The sequence below is a fragment of the Streptomyces sp. NPDC048521 genome, from assembly GCF_043199855.1.
Lineage (GTDB): Bacteria > Actinomycetota > Actinomycetes > Streptomycetales > Streptomycetaceae > Streptomyces.
This window is the reverse complement of sequence record NZ_JBICWR010000001.1, coordinates 211,429-225,462: the sequence shown is the minus strand read 5'-3', so window position 1 is coordinate 225,462 and position 14,034 is coordinate 211,429. Positions and strand designations below refer to the sequence as shown.

At 72.2% G+C, this 14,034-nt stretch carries 8 protein-coding genes; 5 read left to right on the top strand and 3 right to left on the bottom strand.

Going from position 1 to position 14,034, the window contains the following annotated elements; all coding sequences use genetic code 11:
* Positions 1 to 143 precede the first annotated feature (143 nt).
* Together ACGFRF_RS01020 and ACGFRF_RS01015 are read right to left on the bottom strand one after the other, a co-directional pair.
* Positions 144 to 821, bottom strand: a complete 678-nt coding sequence (locus tag ACGFRF_RS01020) for an AIM24 family protein (protein ID WP_393735880.1) — start codon at positions 819 to 821, stop codon at positions 144 to 146.
* A 137-nt stretch (positions 822 to 958) separates the two neighbouring features.
* Positions 959 to 2,143 (bottom strand): serine hydrolase domain-containing protein, encoded by a 1,185-nt coding sequence (locus ACGFRF_RS01015; protein ID WP_393735878.1) that lies wholly within the window; start codon positions 2,141 to 2,143, stop codon positions 959 to 961.
* A gap of 333 nt (positions 2,144 to 2,476) precedes the next feature.
* Here ACGFRF_RS01015 and ACGFRF_RS01010 point away from each other — a divergent pair, with 333 nt between their 5' ends.
* The 5 genes from ACGFRF_RS01010 (at position 2,477) to ACGFRF_RS00990 (ending at position 10,998) form a co-directional block, all read left to right on the top strand.
* Positions 2,477 to 4,240 carry a M4 family metallopeptidase gene (locus tag ACGFRF_RS01010; RefSeq protein WP_393735876.1) on the top strand — a complete coding sequence of 588 codons (1,764 nt, stop codon included), beginning with the start codon at positions 2,477 to 2,479 and terminating at the stop codon, positions 4,238 to 4,240.
* A gap of 149 nt (positions 4,241 to 4,389) precedes the next feature.
* Positions 4,390 to 5,577: an ROK family protein gene (locus ACGFRF_RS01005; RefSeq protein ID WP_393735874.1), complete on the top strand. Its 1,188-nt coding sequence runs from the start codon at positions 4,390 to 4,392 to the stop codon at positions 5,575 to 5,577.
* Positions 5,578 to 5,614: 37 nt separating this feature from the next.
* Positions 5,615 to 7,417, top strand: coding sequence for an alpha-galactosidase D (locus ACGFRF_RS01000; RefSeq protein ID WP_393735872.1), 1,803 nt, complete (start codon positions 5,615 to 5,617; stop codon positions 7,415 to 7,417).
* 12 nt (positions 7,418 to 7,429) lie between these two features.
* Positions 7,430 to 9,781 carry a glycoside hydrolase N-terminal domain-containing protein gene (locus ACGFRF_RS00995; RefSeq protein WP_393735870.1) on the top strand — a complete coding sequence of 784 codons (2,352 nt, stop codon included), beginning with the start codon at positions 7,430 to 7,432 and terminating at the stop codon, positions 9,779 to 9,781.
* Positions 9,778 to 10,998: an SGNH/GDSL hydrolase family protein gene (locus ACGFRF_RS00990; RefSeq protein WP_393735868.1), complete on the top strand. Its 1,221-nt coding sequence runs from the start codon at positions 9,778 to 9,780 to the stop codon at positions 10,996 to 10,998. The genes ACGFRF_RS00995 and ACGFRF_RS00990 overlap by 4 nt, the downstream gene beginning before the upstream one ends.
* 15 nt (positions 10,999 to 11,013) lie before the next feature.
* Here ACGFRF_RS00990 and ACGFRF_RS00985 read toward each other — a convergent pair whose 3' ends face one another.
* Positions 11,014 to 13,983, bottom strand: a complete 2,970-nt coding sequence (locus ACGFRF_RS00985) for an ATP-binding protein (RefSeq protein ID WP_393735866.1) — start codon at positions 13,981 to 13,983, stop codon at positions 11,014 to 11,016.
* Positions 13,984 to 14,034: the final 51 nt, after the last annotated feature.

Genomic DNA, 14,034 nt, shown 5'->3' with positions numbered 1-14,034 from the left:
TCTATACACAGAGTGTATACATGCCGTGTATAGCGTCTCGGAAATACGCCCCGGCCCGAGGGGCCGGGGCTCGGTCTGTTGCCGGTCAAGACGCCGGTGCGGCGGCGGGGGTTGCCCGCGCGGCACGGGTCACATGTGAAGGTTCAGTGCTGCTGCGCCTTCTGGGGCGTCTCCTCGCTCGGCCGCACCACGACGTACCCCTCGCCCTGGAGCATCAGCTGCACGGCCTCGCCGGAGCCACCGCGCAGCATCGAGCCGATGGACTGCGAGCGGTGCAGCGAGGTCTGCAGATGCGCGGTCCAGCCCACCACCGCGTCTGTGTCGACGTACACCGGGGCCTGCGCCGAGACCGGTATGACCAGCGGGTTGCCCTCGCAGACCAGACCCAGTCGGCCCTGCCCGCTGAACACGCTGTTGAACAGGCCGCCGCCGGCGATGCCCGACCCCTTCACCGTCTTGATCTCGTACGACAGCGAGGCGTCGAAACACAGCACGTTGCGGCCGTTGACCGTGAACTGGTCGCCCGGCTCGACCTCGACGATGAAACAGTTCTGCGCCTCGTGCGCGAACCAGGCCTCGCCCTGCCCGCGCACCGCCATGAGGGGCAGTCCCTCACCGGTGACCGCACGCTTGAGCATGCCGCCGACGCCCTGCCCCTTGCGCTCGAACTTGAGGTCGCCGCGGTAGGCGACCATCGCACCCTGGCGGGCGTACATCTCGCCGTTCACCGCGTACTTGATGCACTTGGCGTTCTCGACGGACATTCCCGGCTCCACGGCCGGCTGCACCACGTGCTGACTGGAAAAGAGATCACCCTTCATGGAGGGATGGTGTCCCGGAGTGTGCCATTCCGCCAAGATCACGGAACGTGCCGGTTCAGCCACCGAACAGCTGCGTCCAGTACGTCCCCGCCCGGGCCGGCCCCCACACGCCCCTGCCCGGCCCCGGCGCGCACTCCCTATCCCTTGGCGGCCCCGGAGCCGGGCAGCTTCTTCGGCTTCCCGCAGAACGCCGACTCCAGCGCCCCCGCCAACGTGTTCAGCACCTTCTCGTTGTTGGAGGTGTTCGCCACCGCCGTGAGACTGCGCTTGCCGTCCTTCGTCGCGAAGGCATACGTGTAGTACCCCTGCACCGCACCCGTGTGGCCGTACACCGAGATCCCGCAGGACAGGTCGCGGCGGCGCAGCCCGAGTCCGTAGGCCGTCGTGCTGGTGACGCGCTTGAAGCGCTCCATCTCGGCGAGTCCTGCCGAGGACAGCAGCTTGCCGCCGAGCAGCGCCGAGTACAAGGTGTTCAGATCCTTGGCGGTGGAGATGACGGCACCGGCGCTCTGCGCCCAGGAGACCGTCTGCGCGGTCGCGTCCACCAGCTCGGCGCCGACCGTGTCCGCAGTGAGGTACCCGCGGGCGTACCGGCCGGGGATCGCGGTGTCCGGGTGGACGTAGAACGTGTCGCGCAGCTTCAGCGGCTTGAAGATGCGGTTCTCGTACTCGGTCCCCACCCCGTGCCCCGTGAGCTTCTCGATGAGCAGGCCGGCGACGACGAAGTTGGTGTTGGAGTAGGAGTAGGCGGCGCCGGGCGCGTTGGTGCGCGGCTTCTTCAGGGAGAGCGCGATCAGCTGCCGGTAGGTGAAGACCTTCTTCCGTACCGCCTCGAATCCGGACACGCTCTTGGCGAACATGTCGTCGGTGTAGTCGTACAGACCGCTGCGGTGGCCGAGCAGGTGGCGGACCGTGATCCGGTCGTCGGGCAGCAGTCCCGGCAGGTAGCGGTTGACCGGCGCGTCGAGCGCGAGCCGGTGTTCGTCGGCGAGTTGCAGCAGGACCACGGCCGAGAAGGTCTTGGTGACGCTGCCGACGCGGAACCGGTCGGCGGTGGCGATGGCCCGCCGGGTGCCGCGGTCGGCGACGCCCTTGGTGACCCGATAGGTCTCGCCGTGGTCGTCGATCCGGGCCAGCGCGCCCGGTGCGCCCTGGTCCAGGGCCGAGCGCAGCACCGTGGCCAGGCCCGTGATGTCGGGCGCCGGAAGCACGGCTGCCGCAGGGGTGTTCGGCTCCGCGGTCGCGGCCCGCGCCGGGACCGCGAGAAGAGACAGCGCGACCGCTCCGAGGACCGCCCCCCGGCCCACCGTTGCTGAGACCATCCGGCACCCACTCCCATCCGTACATGTCGTGATGCGATGTCGGTCACATTCCGGCCTCGGAACCTAGGGGATCAGGGCGACGTCTCCCCAGGCGACACACAGTTGGTCTGCTCGTGATCACTCTGTGGCGCCCATTCGTAAAGGATTGCCATAGAAATTCGCGAAATGGATCATTCCGGCTTTACGTGCACATGACTGATCCGTAAGGGTGACCCTCGGGGCCCGACCGGCCCCCGTGGTGCCGAACCGCACCATGACCCAAGGCGGTTGGTGGCCCGGCCGCCTTCGCACGAAGGAACCCTGATCAGATTGCGTAGACCGCACATACGCTCCGTGGCGGTCGCCGTCGCGGTGACGACGGCTGCCACAGGCCTGGCCGGCACGGCCTTCGCGGGTCCCTCCACGGCGGGGGTGGAGCGAACCGCCGCGTCCGCCACCACGAACGCCACGGCGGTGGTGGAGGCGGCACGCACCGCGGCCTTCGCCCACGCCTCGGCGACCGGCGTCTCCAAGGGTGACGAACTCCAGGCCCAGGACGTCATGATCGACCCTGAGGGCGCCCGGCACGTCCGTTTCGTCCGGACGCACGGCGACCTGCCAGTGCTCGGCGGCGACCTCGTCGTCCACCTCGACCACAAGCTGGCCTACACGGGCGTGACCCGCGCGGCCGACCACACCGTCGAGCCGGCCACCTCCAAGGCCAAGCTGACCGCGCGGCAGGCCGCCGCCAAGGCCGCCCGGGCCGCCAAGGGCGAGGCGAGCGGCGCCCGGCTGGTCGTCGACGCACGCGGTGGCGCCAGCGCCCTCGCCTACCAGGTGACGGTGACCGGCCAGGGCGGCTCCCGTACCGTCGTGGTCGACGCCGTCACCGGCACGGTGCGCAGCAACACCCCCGACAGCGACGAGTTCCTGTCCCCGAAGCTGCTCGACACCCTGCGCGAGCGCGGTGAGACCGCCGAGCCGGAGACCGGTGCCGGCTCTCCCGCCCCGGCGGGCCTGCTGGGCTCGGGCGCCTCCGGTGCCGCGCGCTACCCGGCCACCGCGAAGGGCACCGGCAAGACCCTCTTCGTGGGCACCGTCGGCCTCACCACCACGCAGACCTCGCGCGGTCACTACCAGCTCAAGGACCCGAGCCGGTACGGCACCGAGACGCGGGACGCCAAGGGCTCGTACACGGAGAAGTTCAGCGCCGGCACGAAGTTCACCAACACCACCAACGTGTGGGGCAACGGCGCGACCACCAGCCGCGCCACCGCCGCCGCCGACGCCCAGTACGGTGTCACCAAGACGCTGGACTTCTACAAGAGCACGTTCCAGCGCAAGGGCATCCGCAACAACAGCAAGGCCGCCCAGGCGATGGTCCACTGGGGCAGCAAGGTCGCCAACGCCTTCTGGGACCCGGCCTGCACCTGCATGCTGTACGGCGACGGCGACGGCCAGATGTTCAAGAAGCCGCTCGTCGTCCTCGATGTCACCGGTCACGAGCTGACCCACGGTGTGGTGGAGGCGACCGCCGACCTCCAGCCGACCTTCGTCGACTCCGACGGCAACCAGTACGGCGAGCCGGGCTCGCTGAACGAGTCGCTCGCGGACATCTTCGGCTCGAACGTCGAGTTCTACGCCAAGAACGCGAAGGACACGCCGGACTACCTCGTCGGCGAGAAGCTGGGCCTCGAGCAGAAGTTCCTGCGCCGCCTCGACCGCCCGTCGCTGGACACGCTCGAGGGCACCATCGACTACTGGTCGCCGGACGTGTACTACACCGAGGTGCACGCCGGTTCCGGTGTCTCCTCGCACGCCTACTACCTCCTCGCGGAGGGCAGCGGCAAGAAGAAGATCGGCAGCGTCACCTACAACTCGCCGACCTACCACAACATCGCGGTCAAGGGCATCGGCCGGACCAAGGCCACCGCCATCTTCTACCGCGCGCTCACCCGCTACATGGTCTCCACGACCGACTTCCACCAGGCGCGCGTCGCGACGCTGAAGGCGGCCAAGGACCTGTACGGCACGAACAGCACCGAGTACAAGACGGTGGACAAGGCGTGGTCCGCGGTCAACGTCACCGCCGCCAACACGCCGGCCGCCCGCCACTGACGGACGGCAGCGCACACCCGCACCACCGGATGCCCCGCCCCGCGCGGGGCATCCGCATGTCCGGACCGCACCAGGATCCCCAACCGCCTTCGTAACAGCCCCTGTTTCTTTTATTGACAGCGGAAAATAAGGGCCTTAGGTTCCCGGCCATGCGCTCGACCCCGCACGCCGAGACGTTCCCGGCGCACACACCGGCCGCCTCGCAGGTGTTCACGACGGTCCTGTCCCACGGGCCCCTGACCCGTCTGGAGGCGGGCCGTCGGGCCGGGCTGTCCCCGGCCGCCGTGACCAAGGCCGTACGCCCCCTGCTGGCTGCCGGATACCTGGCCGAGGGCGCCGACCAGGAGGCCCGGCCCGCCCTAGGCCGGCCCGCCAGCCTGGTCAGGGTCAACGGGGAACGGGCCCTGTTCATCGGTGTGAAGGTGACCGGCGGCGAGTTGATCGCCGTCCTGACCGACCTGTGCTGCCGGATCCGGCTCGCCCGCCGCACCCCCCTGCCGGACCGTGCGCCCGGACCCGTGCTGACCGCGATCGCGGACCTCGTCCACGAACTCCGCACCCACGCCGCCGAGCCGGCGTCACCGGTGGCCGGCCTCGGCATCGCCGTCTCCGGCGACGTCGACCGCGCTGAGGGCGTCGTACGCTACTCGCCGTTCCTGGACTGGCGGGACGTGCCGCTCGCCGAACTCGCCACCACCGCCGGCGGACTGCCGGTGGTCGTCGACAACGACGTGCGGGCGCTGACGATCGCAGAGCAGTGGTTCGGTGCCGGTGCGGGCCTGAGCGACTTCGCCGTGGTGACCGTGGGCGCGGGCATCGGCTGCGGACTCGTGGTGCACGGCCGGGTGGTCTCCGGCGCGCACGGCGTGGCGGGCGAGATCGGGCACATCGTCATCGATCCCGCCGGACCCCCGTGCCACTGCGGCAACCGCGGCTGCCTCGAGGCGATCGCCGGCGACGCGGCGATCCTCGCCCGCATCCAGGAGGTGACTGGCCGTCACGTGACCCACAGCTGCGAAGCGGTGGCCCTCGCGCACCAGGGAGTCCCGGGCGTCCGCGAGGTGTACGCGCGGGCCGGGGAGGCCATCGGCCGGGGCATCGCCACCGTGGCCAACCTGTTCGGCCCCGAACGCGTGATCATCTCCGGTGAAGGGCTCACCGCCTACGACCTCTTCGCCGAGCACATCCGGGAGGCGTTCACCACTGCCGCCTTCGGCTCCGCCGCCCGGTGCGACGTACAGACCCGCCCGCTGCCCTTCGAGGAGTGGGCGCGCGGCGCGGCAGCGGCCGCGATCCAGTCCTTCATCACCCAGGCTCCCACCACCGGAACGGGCTGAGCCGCCCCGACCCGAACCCACCCAGGAGGTACGGCCCATGCGGTCACCCTCGTACTCCGTCCTGCCCGCACGCGGGCTCACAGCCGCCGTCGTCCTGGCCCTCACCGCGGGCCTCGCCACGGCCGTACCGGCCACCGCGCACGCCGACACCGCGCCGGCCCTGGCCGCCAAGCCCTACATGGGCTGGTCCAGTTGGAGCATGCAGTCGTCCAAGTACCCGGGCCTCAACCCGGACGGCGACTACAGCTACCTGACCGAGGCGAACGTCCTCAAGCAGGCCGACGCCCTCGCGGCCAAGCTCAAGCCGTACGGCTACGAGTACGTCAACATCGACGCCGGCTGGTGGCGGGACAACAGCTGGAAGCCCGAGTTCGACGCCTACGGACGCCAGCAGGCCGACCCCGTCCGCTTCCCGCGCGGCATGAAGCCGGTCGCCGACCACATCCACGCACTCGGCCTCAAGGCCGGCATCTACCTGCCCGTCGGCCTGGAGAAGGAGGCGTACGGCGACGGCAAGGTGCCCGTCTGGCACGCCGACGGCTGCACCACCGCCGACATCGTCTACGGCGACCTGCGCACCACCAACGGCTGGGACAGCGCCTACAAGCTCGACTTCGGCAAGCCGTGCACCCAGAAGTACGTAGACTCCCAGGCCCAGCTGCTCGCCTCATGGGGCTATGACTTCCTCAAACTGGACGGCGTCGGGCCCGGCTCCTTCAAGAGCGGCGACAACTACGACAACGTTGCCGACGTGGCCGCCTGGCAGAAGGCCATCGCCGCCACCGGCCGCCCCATGCACCTGGAGCTGTCCTGGTCCCTGGACATCGGGCACGCCGCCGACTGGAAGAAGTACTCCAACGGCTGGCGCGTCGACACCGATGTCGAGTGCTACTGCAACACCCTCGTCAGCTGGGAGAACTCCGTCGACGACCGCTTCGACGACACCCCCGGCTGGACCCGGCACGCCGGACCCGGCGGCTGGAACGACCTCGACTCCCTCGACGTCGGCAACGGCGCCATGGACGGCCTGACCAAGGCCGAACGGCAGACCTACGCCACCCTGTGGGCCATCGCCAAGTCCCCGCTGTACACCGGCGACGACCTGACCAAGCTCGACGACTACGGCGTCAAGCTCCTCACCAACCGCGAGGTCATCGCCGTCGACCAGGGCGACACCCCGCCCGCCCGGCCGGTCACCCCCTCCGACCCCCAGCAGGTCTGGGCCGCGAGGAACCCGAACGGCACCTACACCGTCGCCCTGTTCAACCTCGCCGACGCGCCCGCCGCCGTCACCGCCGACTTCTCCTCCCTCGGCTTCACCGGCAAGGCGGCCGTCCGCGACCTGTGGAACCACGAGAACCTCGGCTCCTTCAAGAACAGCATCACCGAGGCCCTGCCCGCCCACGGCTCCCGCCTGTTCACCGTCACCCCGCACGGCAGCGCCCTCACCACCACCGGCTACGAGGCCGAGGCCGACACCAACACGCTCGGCGGCAGGGCCTCCGTCGCCGACTGCTCCGCCTGCTCCGGCGGCAAGAAGGTCGGCAACCTGTACGTCGGCGGCACGCTCCGCTTCGACGACATCGTCGTGGACCGGCCCGGCACCTACCTGATCAAGGTGGCCTACGTCAGCGGCGACGCCCGCCCGGTGAACGTCTCCGCCAACTCCGGCACCGCCACCCGCCACCGGTTCCCCTCCACCGGCGACTGGGGAACCGTCGAGACGGTCAGCGTCCCCGTCACCCTCAAGGCCGGCACCAACACCGTCACCTTCGACAGCGGTGCGGACTACGCACCGGACATCGACCGCATCGACGTCCCCTCGTCCCCCCGTCAGTGATCGGAACCCGCCATGGAACACCCGCCCAGCAGGCGCGGCTTCCTCACCCTCGCCGCCGCCACCGGAGCCCTCGCCTCACTCCCCGCGTTCACCGCGAACGCCGCCCCGCAGCGGCCCACCGCACTGCCCGCCTCCGACACCCGCCATCAGCTGTGGTGGCAGGCACCCGCCGACGAGCACTCGATGATCGAGCAGGGCCTGCCCGTCGGCAACGGCCGCCTCGGCGCCCTGGCGAGCAACGACCCCGGACGTGAACTCCTCCTCGTCACCGACGCCACGATGTGGACCGGCGGCCTCAACGACACCCTCGACTCCGACGGCCAGTTCCCCTACGGCCGCGACGACTTCGGCTCGCTCACCCTCCTCGCCCGCCTCACCGTCGATATCCCCGACCACGACCTGTCCGCCGTCGACGGCTACCGCCGTACCCTCGACCTGGCACAGGGCGTGGTGACCACGTCGTACGTGCGCTCCGGAGTGACGTACCGCCGACAGTTGTTCGCGAGCCGCCCCGACGACGTCATCGTGCTGCACTTCAGCCAGAGCGGCGGCGGCCAGTACACCGGCACCCTCACCCTCGAAGGCACGCACGGCGAGACCGGGGGAACGGCCGGCTCCTTCGCCGGAGCCTTCCCCAACGGTCTCCGGTACGGCGCCGCGGTCACCGCCCACGGCAGCGGCGGCCGCGTCCGGGTCGACGGCTCACGCATCGAGTTCTCCGGCTGCCGGGAACTCACCGTGGTGCTGAGCGGGGGCACCGACTACGCCCCCGACGCCGCGGCCCACTTCCGGGACACGTCCCTCGACCCCGAGGCACTGGCTCGCACCAAGGTCCGTACCGCCGCCCGGCATTCCGCGGACACGCTGCTGCGCACCCATGTCGCCGACCACCGCGCCCTGTTCGACCGGTTCGGGCTCTCCCTCGGTACCTCCTCCGCCGAGCAGCGCTCGCTGGACACCTGGGAGCGGATCAGGGCCCGCGCCCGCGACGGTGAGCCCGACCCCGAACTCGAGGCCGCCTACGTCCAGTTCGGCCGCTATCTGATGATCTCCGGTTCACGCGGCAGCCTGCCCATGGGGCTGCAGGGACTGTGGCTCGACGGCAACGACCCGGACTGGATGGGCGACTACCACACCGACATCAACATCCAGATGAACTACTGGATGGCCGACCGGGTGAACCTCGCGTCCTGCTTCGACGCGTTCACCGACTACTGCGTGGCCCAGCTCCCCTCCTGGACCGACCTCACCAGGAAGCTCTTCAACGACTCCCGCAACCGCTACCGCAACTCCAGCGGCAAGAACGCCGGCTGGACCGTCGCCATCTCCACCAACCCCTACGGTGGCGGCGGCTGGTGGTGGCACCCGGCGGGCAACGCCTGGCTGTGCAACTCCCTGTGGGAACACTACGAGTTCACCGCATCGCGGGCCCACCTGGAGAAGATCTACCCACTCCTCAAGGGCGCCTGCGAGTTCTGGGAGGCACGGCTGCTCCCGTACACCCCGCCGGGAACGTCGGAGCAGGTACTGATCGCCGACAGCGACTGGTCGCCGGAACAGGGCCCGCTCGACGCCAAGGGCATCACCTACGCCCAGGAACTGGTGTGGGCACTGTTCGGCAACTACCGCACCGCGGCGGCAGAGCTGGACAGGGACGCCGACTACGCCGCCACCGTCGGCGACCTGCGCGAGCGGCTCTACCTCCCCGTCGTGAGCCCGAAGACCGGCTGGCTGGAGGAGTGGATGTCGCCGGACAACCTCGGCGAGACCACCCACCGGCATCTGTCCCCGCTCGTCGGCCTCTTCCCCGGCGACCGCATCCGGCCCGACGGCTCCACCCCCGCCGACATCGTCACCGGCGCCACCGCCCTGCTCACCGCACGCGGCATGGAGAGCTTCGGCTGGGCCAACGCCTGGCGCGCCCTGTGCTGGGCCCGGCTGAAGAACGCCGGCAAGGCCTACCAGCTCATCGTCAACAACCTGCGCCCCTCCACCGGCGGCGGCAACGGCACCGCCCCCAACCTCTTCGACATCTACCAGGTCGAGCAGGGCCGGGGCATCTTCCAGATCGACGCCAACTTCGGCACCCCGGCCGCCGTCGCCGAGATGCTGCTGTACTCACGCCCCGGACACCTTGAGCTGCTGCCGGCCCTGCCGGACGCCTGGGCCGCCGCCGGGACGCTGACCGGCGCCGGGGCCCGCGGCGGCTTCCTCGTCGACCTGAGCTGGCGGGACGGAAAGCCCACCGAGGTGCGGATCCGCAGCATCGGCGGGACCATGACGTCCGTGGGATACGCAGGCACGTCCCGGACGGTCCGCATACAGCCAGGCGGATCCGTCACCATCCGGGACCTCGCCCGATGAGCGGCCGGTTCGCGCGCGGCTGTCACATCGCCGCCGCGCTGCTGACGGCCCTCGCCTGCCAGACCGGGCCCGCACGGGCGGCCGGCACGCTGCCCGAGTCCGCCACCGGGACCACCGGTGTCGTCACCTGGGCGGCCGCCGCCGACCGCATGGGCGAGGGCACGGCCGGCCAGGGCTACCGGCTGATCGTCCGCACCAGCGTCGGCGGCAGCGATCTGCGGGTCCGCTTCACCAACGCCTTCGGCGACCGGCCGCTCACCCTGGACGGCGTCTACGCCGGCCTGCGGGACCAGGGGGCCGCGCTGCGCCCGGGCACCAATCGGCGACTGACCTTCGGCGGAGCGCGCACGGTCACCGTGCCGGCCGGTGCCGTCGCCTGGAGCGACCCGCTGCCCGGCAGACTGCCCGCCGGCACCGACCTGGTGGTCAGCCTCCGCACGCCGGACGCGGCCGGTCCGGCCACCGGCCACTGGATGGCGATGCAGACGTCGTACACCGGCCAGGGCGACCACACCGCGGAGGAGAGCGGCGCCGGCTGGGCGCAGACCACCGGCTCCTGGTGGTACATGGACGCCGTCGCCGTACGACCGGCCGGCACGGGCACGGGTGCCGTGGTCGCGCTCGGCGACTCCATCACCGACGGCTGGCAGTCCACCACCGACCTGAACCGCCGCTGGCCCGACTACCTCGCCCGGCGCCTCGGCAGCACCGGAACACCGGTCAAAGGGGTGGCCAACGCGGGCATCTCGGGCAACAAGCTCCTCGCGGACGGCGCCGGGGAGAGTGCCCTGCACCGGCTGGACCGGGACGTCCTCTCCCAGCCCGGAGTACGCACCGTGTTCCTCTTCGAGGGCGTGAACGACATCAAGGCGCACTCCGGCGTCACCGCGGCCGACCTGATCGCCGGCTACCGGGACATCGCGCGGCGGGCGCACGGGGCCGGGAAGTGCGTGGTCGCCGCCACCGTCAGCCCGTTCAAGGGCTGGTACGAATGGGACCCGGCCGCCGAGGCCCTACGCCAGGAGGTCAACCAGTTCCTGCGCACGAGCGGGGACTTCGACGCCGTCACCGACTTCGACCGCACCCTGCGCAGCCCGTACGACCCCGAACGGATCCTGCCGTTCCTCGACGGCGGCGACCATCTGCACCCCAATGACAAGGGCATGCAGGCCATGGCCGACGCCGTCGACCCGGAAAGCCTGGACTGCACGCGCTGAAGCCGACCGGCCGGGTCACCCCGATTCGGCCGGGTCCGGCGCCGCCAGACCCTGGCGGTAGGCGATCGCCACCGCCTCCGTACGGCTCGCGGCGCCCAGCTTGGCCAGGATGTTGGACACGTGCACGCTGGCCGTCTTGCCGCTGATGAACAGCTCCTCGCCGATCTGCCGGTTGCTGCGGCCCCGCGCGAGGAGCCGCAGCACGTCCTGCTCGCGCGCGGTGAGCGTTGTCGCGCGGCCCGCGTCCGCGGGCGTGGCCGCGAGGCGGCCGCGTCCGGTCAGCGCGTCGATCCGCGCCAGCAGCGGCGCCGCGCCCAGCCCGGCCGCCGTCTCGCGGGCCAGCCGCGCCTGCTCCGCCGCCTCCGCGCGGCGCTCGGCCGCCAGCAGCGCCCGCGCGTACCGGAGCCGGCACCGCGCCTGCTCGTACACGTCGCCGTACGCGAACGCGGCGACCGCCTTCTCCCAGGCCGCCGGGTCCGGCCCGGAGGCGACCGTCGCCCACTCCGCCTCCGCGCGGGCCAGCCAGGCCTGCCCCTCCGGGCCCTGCGCACGGCCCTCCTCGTCGGGTCCGGCCGTGATGCGCGCCAACTCCACCAGCTCGGCCGCCGTGTCCGCCCAGCGCGCGAGGTCCAGGTCCCCGCCGGTGCGGCGTGGTCCGCCGAACCGGTCGGCCAGCGCGCCCAGACACAGCGCGGCGAGCCGGACCGCGACCCCCGGCCGGCGCGTCGTACCGTCGCCCAGGGCCGCGACGGTCGCCCGCATCCGCTCGACGGCCTCCTCCAGGTCGCCCCGCTCGGCGGCGGCGTCGGTGAGGACGACCCCGGCGACGAGCGTGCCCATCCAGTCGAAGGGGCCCGCCAGCAGGGCGCGGGCCCGGTCGGCGGCCGTCTCGTCGCCGCGGGCCAGCGCCACGTACAGGGCGGGGCTGGTCACACCCCCGCCGCTCGCCGCCGGCAGCGCGGCCGCCGCCCGCGACGCGGCGCGCACGCACTCGTCCCAGCTGCCCCGCGTGTACATCACCACCAGCTGCAGATAGCGCATCTCCATCGGATACGGCGAGGACAGCAGCCCGGCCCGGCGGGCCCGGTCGAGGGCGTCAGCCAGCAGGGGCGGGCACTCGGCGAGGTCACCGGACTCGAACGCGGCCACGGCCAAGTGGTACAGCGCACGCATCTCCACGGGCCCGTTCCCCGCGGTGCGGGCCAGTTCCCGGGCCTGGCGCAGTCGTTCCCGGCCCGCCCGGGTGCCCCGGCCGCCGCCCTCGACACTGGCCAGGGAGATCAGCAGATCGGCCTGTGCGGCGGGCAGGCCCAGCTCCTCGGCGACCCGCAGGGCCCGCCGCGCCACCCGCAACGCGGTCCGGTCCTCGCCGACCTGGCGGGCCGTCGCGACATGGGTGGCCGCCGCCCACACCCACGTCCGCGAGGGCGGGTCGGCGGGGATCATCGCCAGCGCCTCGCTGCTGTAGCGGTGTGCCGCGGTCAGGCTGTCCACGGTCAGCAGGTTTCCGGCGAGCGTGTACCGGACCCGGGCGGCCAGCTCGAAGTCGGTGTCCTGGTCGACCCCGGCCAGCGCCGCCCGGGTCAGGGAGACCGCGCGGTGGGACTCCCCGGCGTGCGCGGCCGCGGCCGAGGCGCGCAGGGTCAGCGTCACCCGGTCCAGGCCCCCCTCGACGGCGGGCCGGACGGACGCCGGCACCGACGGCCACAGGTCCAGGGCGGTCTCCAGGTGCCGCAGCTCCTCGGCGGGCGCCCCCAGCCGCCGGGCGTGGTCGGCGGCCTCCAGACAGGCGGCGAGGGCCTCCGGCAGGTCGTGGCTCTCGCGGTAGTGGTGGGCGCGCTCGGCGGCGGTCTCCGGAGCCCTGCCCCGGGCGGCGAGCAGCCGGGCGTACGCGCCGTGCAGGCGGGACCGCTCACCGGGCAGCAGATCGGCGTAGACCGCCTCGCGCGTGAGGGCGTGCCGGAAGGCGTAGGTGTCGCCGTCCCCGGGGACGAGCAGCTGTCGTCCGACGGCTTCCCGCAGCGCCCGCTCCAGCTCGTCCTCGGGCAGCCCGGCCGCCTCGCGCAGCAGGTCGTGCCCCACCCGGCGCCCGGCCACGGCGGCGGTCCGCAGCACCTGCTGGGCCGTTTCGGACACCTGCTCGACCCGGATGAGCAGCAGGTCGGCGAGCCCGCTGGGCACACCGTCGGTGTCCGCGTCGGCCGCCGCGAGCAGTTCTTCGGCATAGAACGCGTTGCCCTCCGCGCGGGCCACGATGCCGTGGACGACCGCCTCGGGCAGCGGGCCCGCGCCGAGGGCCCGCACCAGGCGCGCGACCTCCGGATCGGGCAGCGGCCGCAGCTCCAGGCGCTCCACGGCCGGCAGCCGGACCAGTTCGGCGAGCAGGGGGCGCAGCGGGTGGCGGCGGTGCAGATCGTCGGCGCGGTAGGAGGCGAGCACGGCGAGCCTCCGGTCCGGGGCGCCGCCGCCCGGCCGGTGCAGCACGCCCCGGCTCAGCAGGAACCGCAGCAGGTCCCGCGAGGACTGGTCGGCCCAGTGCAGGTCCTCCAGCACGAGCACCAGCGGTGCCACGGCGGCCAGGTCGGCCAGCAGCCCGGCGACGTCCTCGAAGAGCCTGAGCCGGCCGTCGGGGTCCCGGGCCGCCTCCGGGCCCGCGCCGAGCAGCCGGTCCACCGCCGGATGTCTGCCCAGCACGGCCGTGAACCGCTCGTCGGCGGCGAGCACACCGAGGATCTCGGTGAACGGCAGATACGGCAGCCCGACGTCCCCGAGGTCCACGCAGTGGCCGGTGACCACCGTCGCCCCGGTGCGCGCCCCGCGCCCCGCGACCTCGTCCAGCAGGCGCGTCTTGCCGACCCCCGCGTCCCCGGCGATCAGCACCGCCCGCGCCTCGCCGGCCCGGGCACGCTCCAGCAGGCCCGTCAGCCGGGCCAGTTCCTCGTCCCGGCCGATCAGCGGCGGTGTGGTGAAGGCGATCTGCGACACGCCCCCATCCTGACACGCGCCACCGACAACCGGCCCTTGACCTGCGATTCG

Excerpts from the sequence above, each read along its gene's own strand:
- ACGFRF_RS00990 (WP_393735868.1), top strand. The coding sequence starts at position 9,778 with ATGAGCGGCCGGTTCGCGCGCGGCTGTCACATCGCCGCCGCGCTGCTG.
- ACGFRF_RS01015 (WP_393735878.1), bottom strand. The coding sequence starts at position 2,143 with ATGGTCTCAGCAACGGTGGGCCGGGGGGCGGTCCTCGGAGCGGTCGCG.
- ACGFRF_RS01000 (WP_393735872.1), top strand. The coding sequence starts at position 5,615 with ATGCGGTCACCCTCGTACTCCGTCCTGCCCGCACGCGGGCTCACAGCC.
- ACGFRF_RS00995 (WP_393735870.1), top strand. The coding sequence starts at position 7,430 with ATGGAACACCCGCCCAGCAGGCGCGGCTTCCTCACCCTCGCCGCCGCC.
- ACGFRF_RS01005 (WP_393735874.1), top strand. The coding sequence starts at position 4,390 with ATGCGCTCGACCCCGCACGCCGAGACGTTCCCGGCGCACACACCGGCC.
- ACGFRF_RS01020 (WP_393735880.1), bottom strand. The coding sequence starts at position 821 with ATGAAGGGTGATCTCTTTTCCAGTCAGCACGTGGTGCAGCCGGCCGTG.